The 4,390-nt window shown below is 61.3% G+C and carries 4 protein-coding genes; 3 read left to right on the top strand and 1 reads right to left on the bottom strand.

The window, feature by feature from the left end:
- Positions 1-79: 79 nt before the first annotated feature.
- Positions 80-976, bottom strand: coding sequence for a DMT family transporter (locus tag ACK1VC_RS10625; protein WP_060519370.1), 897 nt, complete (start codon positions 974-976; stop codon positions 80-82).
- A gap of 133 nt (positions 977-1,109) precedes the next feature.
- Between ACK1VC_RS10625 and ACK1VC_RS10620 the strand changes: the two genes are divergently transcribed.
- The 3 genes from ACK1VC_RS10620 (at position 1,110) to ACK1VC_RS10610 (ending at position 4,380) form a co-directional block, all read left to right on the top strand.
- Positions 1,110-1,547 carry an Lrp/AsnC family transcriptional regulator gene (locus ACK1VC_RS10620; protein WP_019473363.1) on the top strand — a complete coding sequence of 146 codons (438 nt, stop codon included), beginning with the start codon at positions 1,110-1,112 and terminating at the stop codon, positions 1,545-1,547.
- A 555-nt stretch (positions 1,548-2,102) separates the two neighbouring features.
- Positions 2,103-3,635, top strand: coding sequence for an NCS1 family nucleobase:cation symporter-1 (locus ACK1VC_RS10615; RefSeq protein WP_191086841.1), 1,533 nt, complete (start codon positions 2,103-2,105; stop codon positions 3,633-3,635).
- 16 nt (positions 3,636-3,651) lie between these two features.
- Complete coding sequence (locus ACK1VC_RS10610; protein ID WP_191086842.1) at positions 3,652-4,380, top strand: aspartate/glutamate racemase family protein; 729 nt, start codon at positions 3,652-3,654, stop codon at positions 4,378-4,380.
- The last annotated feature ends 10 nt before the right edge of the window (positions 4,381-4,390 follow it).

The following is a 4,390-nucleotide window of genomic DNA, read 5'->3' as shown; positions in this document are numbered from 1 at the left end:
ACAGGGACCCCACAGTATTCAGAGCTGAGGTGATCCTGTGGGAGCGGGTTTACCCGCGAAGAGGCCGGGCAAGGTCACTTCAATTCTTGACTGTAAGCCGCGCCGGCCGGAACCACCATCCCTGCTGCATCCCCGCCGCTGCCAGCAGAATCAGCCCTACCCCCAGCCATTGCAGCGGCGCCAAGCGGTGCCCGAAGGCCACCCAGTCCACCAGAATCGCAGCAATCGGGTAAATGAATGACAGCGCCCCCGTCAACGCCGTGGGCAAACGCTGAATGGCACTGTACAGCAGCACATACATGAGGCCGGTGTGGACGATGCCCAGCGTCAACAGGCTGGCCAGCGCTGGCACTTCACCCGGCAATCCGCCGAGCTTGACCCACGGCGCCAGCACCAGTACACCCGTCGTTACCTGAATCAACGCGATCAGGTGAGGTGGCGTGCCTTTCAGCCGCTTGATGATCAACGCCGCAATGGCATACAAAAACGCCGCACCCAGTGCCAGGGCAATGCCCAGCAAGTATTCCTCACCGCCGCCCTGCCCCGCACCATGGGCGCTGACGATGGCCAACATGCCGAGGAACGCCACGCTAAGCCATGTAAGCTTGGCCAGTGTGATCTTTTCGCCCAGAAACAGCGCTGCCAGCCCCACCAGCATGAACGGCTGCACGTTGTACACCGCGGTCCCGATGGCGATCGACGCACGGGAATACGAGGCAAACAGCAGCAGCCAGTTGCCGACAATGGCCACGCCGCTGGCGATCGCCAACAGGAACGCCGTGCGGCTGATGACTCCGGCCCGCAAAAAGCCGAAAGCGGCGCAAATCACCAGCAGGGTCACGGCACCGAACACGCAGCGCCAGAACACCACCTCGAGCACCGGCTGCCCCGACACCAGCACGAACCAGCCGATGGTGCCGGAAATCAGCATGGCGGCGACCATTTCCAGCGAGCCACGGCGCAACGAACTGTCCATCTCACACCTCCCGTTGTTGATGGCAACAGTATGCAAAGGTTACAGCTCAGCCTTCCAGCGGATAACCAAGGCAGATTTGCATCCTTGCCTTTACTATCAAGGCAAATTACGCGAATTACCTGACGAGGTGACCATGACCGATGCCATCGACCAACTGTTGATCAATGCACTGATGGAAGACTCGCGCCGCTCGCTCAAAGCCCTGGCGCAAGTCAGCGGGCTGTCCGCGCCCAGCGTCAGCGAGCGCCTGCGCCGCCTGGAAGAGCGTGGTGTGCTGCGCGGTTACACCGTGGAGGTCGATCCGCGCGCCTTTGGTTACCAGTTACAGGCCATCGTGCGCATCCGCCCACTGCCGGGCCAGCTGCAGGAGGTAGAACGGCAAATCATCGCCATCCCCGAGTTCACCGAGTGCGACAAGGTCACCGGGGAGGACTGTTTCATTGCCCGGTTGCATGTGCGCTCGATGGAGCAACTGGACACCCTGCTCGACCGCATCAATGTGCTGGCCGAGACCAACACCGCCATCATCAAGAAAAGCCCGGTGAAGCGGCGATTGCCGCCAATGGAATGAATTCGCCTGTCCCGGCCTCTTCGCGGGTAAACCCGCTCCCACAAGTACTGCACCAGATTTGGGCTTGTGATGAACCCTGTGGGAACGGGTTTACCCGCGAAGAGGCCAGCGCAGAAAAACCTGACTATTTTTTGTACACATAAATGTCACCATAAGTGCCATTTTTGTGTGCACTTTCTTCAGAAACGCCCCATTGCGTTACACACTACCCGCAACTAATTTTGACCATTCGATCAACTAAATAGTCGACAGAAAATTTAAACCTGTTCATTCGGTCAATTTATACCTCACTTATTTCATTAACTTATCTTTCAAAAAGATAAGTTCGAAATGTCCATCTGTTACAACTTGCTTTCCCCTGGCATGGAACTCGCTTTTGTGTGTTCGTGTTTTGTATACAACTTAAACAAAACATAAACACACAAGAACCCGCCACGCCGGTCCAAAGCCGGCCGTCGCGCCCAGAACCCTGTGATGCCAAGCTGCACCGACGAGGTGGCGAGCCCGTGCGCATGCCCGCTCATCGCAGTCAAAGTGCATCAGGAGCCCGCCGGAATGAGTAGCAGCCTCGACCTTGCCCCTGAACTATCCGTCGCCAGCACCCACCCCGCTTCCAACCTTGTTGGCGAGGTGCCGCAACTGGCGCTGAGCCCGCGCCTGCACAACCGCGACCTTGCCCCAACACGCACCGAAGGGCGGCGCTGGGGTGGCTACAGCATCTTCGCGTTGTGGACAAACGATGTGCACAATATTGCCAACTACTCCTTCGCCATGGGCTTGTTCGCCCTCGGCCTGGGTGGCTGGCAGATTTTGCTGTCGCTGGCCATTGGCGCAGCGCTGGTGTACTTCTTCATGAACCTGTCTGGCTATATGGGGCAGAAAACCGGGGTGCCGTTCCCGGTCATCAGCCGCATTGCCTTCGGCATTCACGGCGCACAGATACCGGCGCTGATCCGCGCAGTCATTGCCATTGCCTGGTTCGGCATCCAGACCTACCTGGCCTCGGTGGTGCTGCGTGTGCTGCTTACAGCCGTGTGGCCGCAAGTGGCGGCCTACGACCACGACAGCATCCTCGGCCTGTCGAGCCTGGGCTGGGCGTGCTTCGTGTCGATCTGGCTGGTGCAGCTGGTGATCCTGGCCTATGGCATGGAGATGGTGCGCCGCTACGAGGCCTTCGCCGGCCCGGTGATCCTGCTGACCGTTGCCGCCCTGGCGGTGTTCATGTACGTCAAGGCCGACGCGCGCATCGCCTGGTCGGTCGCCGAGCCACTGACCGGCGTTGATATGTGGCGCAACATCTTCGCTGGCGGCGCATTGTGGCTGGCGATCTACGGCACCCTGGTACTGAACTTCTGTGATTTCGCCCGCTCCTCGCCGTGCCGCAAGACCATCCGCGTCGGCAACTTCTGGGGCCTGCCGGTGAACATACTGGTGTTTGCCGTGATCACCGTGGTGCTGTGCGGCGCGCAGTTCCAGATCAACGGCCAGATCATCGACAGCCCGACCCAGATCGTCGCCGCCATCCCCAGCACGCTGTTCCTGGTACTGGGCTGCGTAGCCTTCCTGATTGTCACCGTGGCGGTGAACATCATGGCCAACTTCGTCGCCCCGGCCTTCGTGCTCAGCAACCTGGCGCCACGCCACCTGAACTTCCGCCGCGCGGGGCTAATCAGCGCCACGCTGGCGGTGCTGATCCTGCCGTGGAACCTCTACAACAGTCCGCTGGTGATCGTGTACTTCCTGTCCGGCCTGGGCGCCCTGCTCGGCCCGCTGTACGGGGTGATCATGTCCGACTACTGGTTGCTGCGCAAAGGCTGCATCAACGTGCCGGAGCTGTACACCGAGCACCCGACCGGCGCCTACCACTACAGCAAGGGCATCAACCTGCGCGCCGTGGCCGCCTTCGTGCCTGCTGCGTTGCTGGCCATCGTGCTGGCCCTGGTACCCCATTTCCACAGCGTGGCCCCGTTCTCCTGGCTGATCGGTGCCGGCATCGCCGCCGTCCTGTACCTGCTGATCGCACCACGCAACCGCCACTACCACGACGTCAGCGGCGAGCGCATCGCCGTCGACCACAGCAGCCATTGATCAGGGAGGACTGCCCATGCGTATTCTGATCGCCAACGTCAACACCACCGAAGCCATCACCGAAGCCATTGCCCAGCAGGCCCGTGCAGTAGCCGCACCCGGTACCGAAATCGTGGGGCTTACCCCTTGGTTCGGCGCCGAGTCGGTGGAAGGCAACTTCGAAAGCTACCTGGCTGCCATTGCGGTGATGGACCGGGTGCTCGCCTACGAAGGTCCTTACGAGGCCGTGATCCAGGCCGGTTACGGCGAACACGGCCGCGAAGGCCTGCAGGAACTGCTGAACGTGCCGGTGGTGGACATTACCGATGCGGCCGCCAGCACCGCGATGTACCTGGGGCATGCTTACTCCGTGGTAACCACCCTGGACCGTACCGTGCCACTGATCGAAGACCGTCTGAAGCTGTCTGGCCTTTATGACCGCTGTGCCTCGGTGCGGGCCAGCGGGCTGGCGGTGCTGGAGCTGGAAGCCGACCCGCAGCGGGCTGTGGAGGCGATTGTCGAGCAGGCCGAACGCGCCGTGCATGACGACAAGGCCGAAGTGATTTGCCTGGGTTGCGGCGGCATGGCCGGGCTGGACGAGCAGATCCGCCAGCGCACCGGCGTGCCGGTGGTGGATGGGGTGAGCGCAGCGGTGACCATTGCCGAATCGCTGGTGCGCATGGGCTTGAGCACCTCCAAGGTGCGCACCTATGCCACGCCGCGGGTGAAGAAAGTGGTGGGTTGGCCGATGCGCCTAGGCCGCTGATCCTTCATTG

Source organism: Pseudomonas sp. XP2, from assembly GCF_053557975.1.
This window is presented reverse-complemented; position numbering and strand designations above follow the sequence as displayed.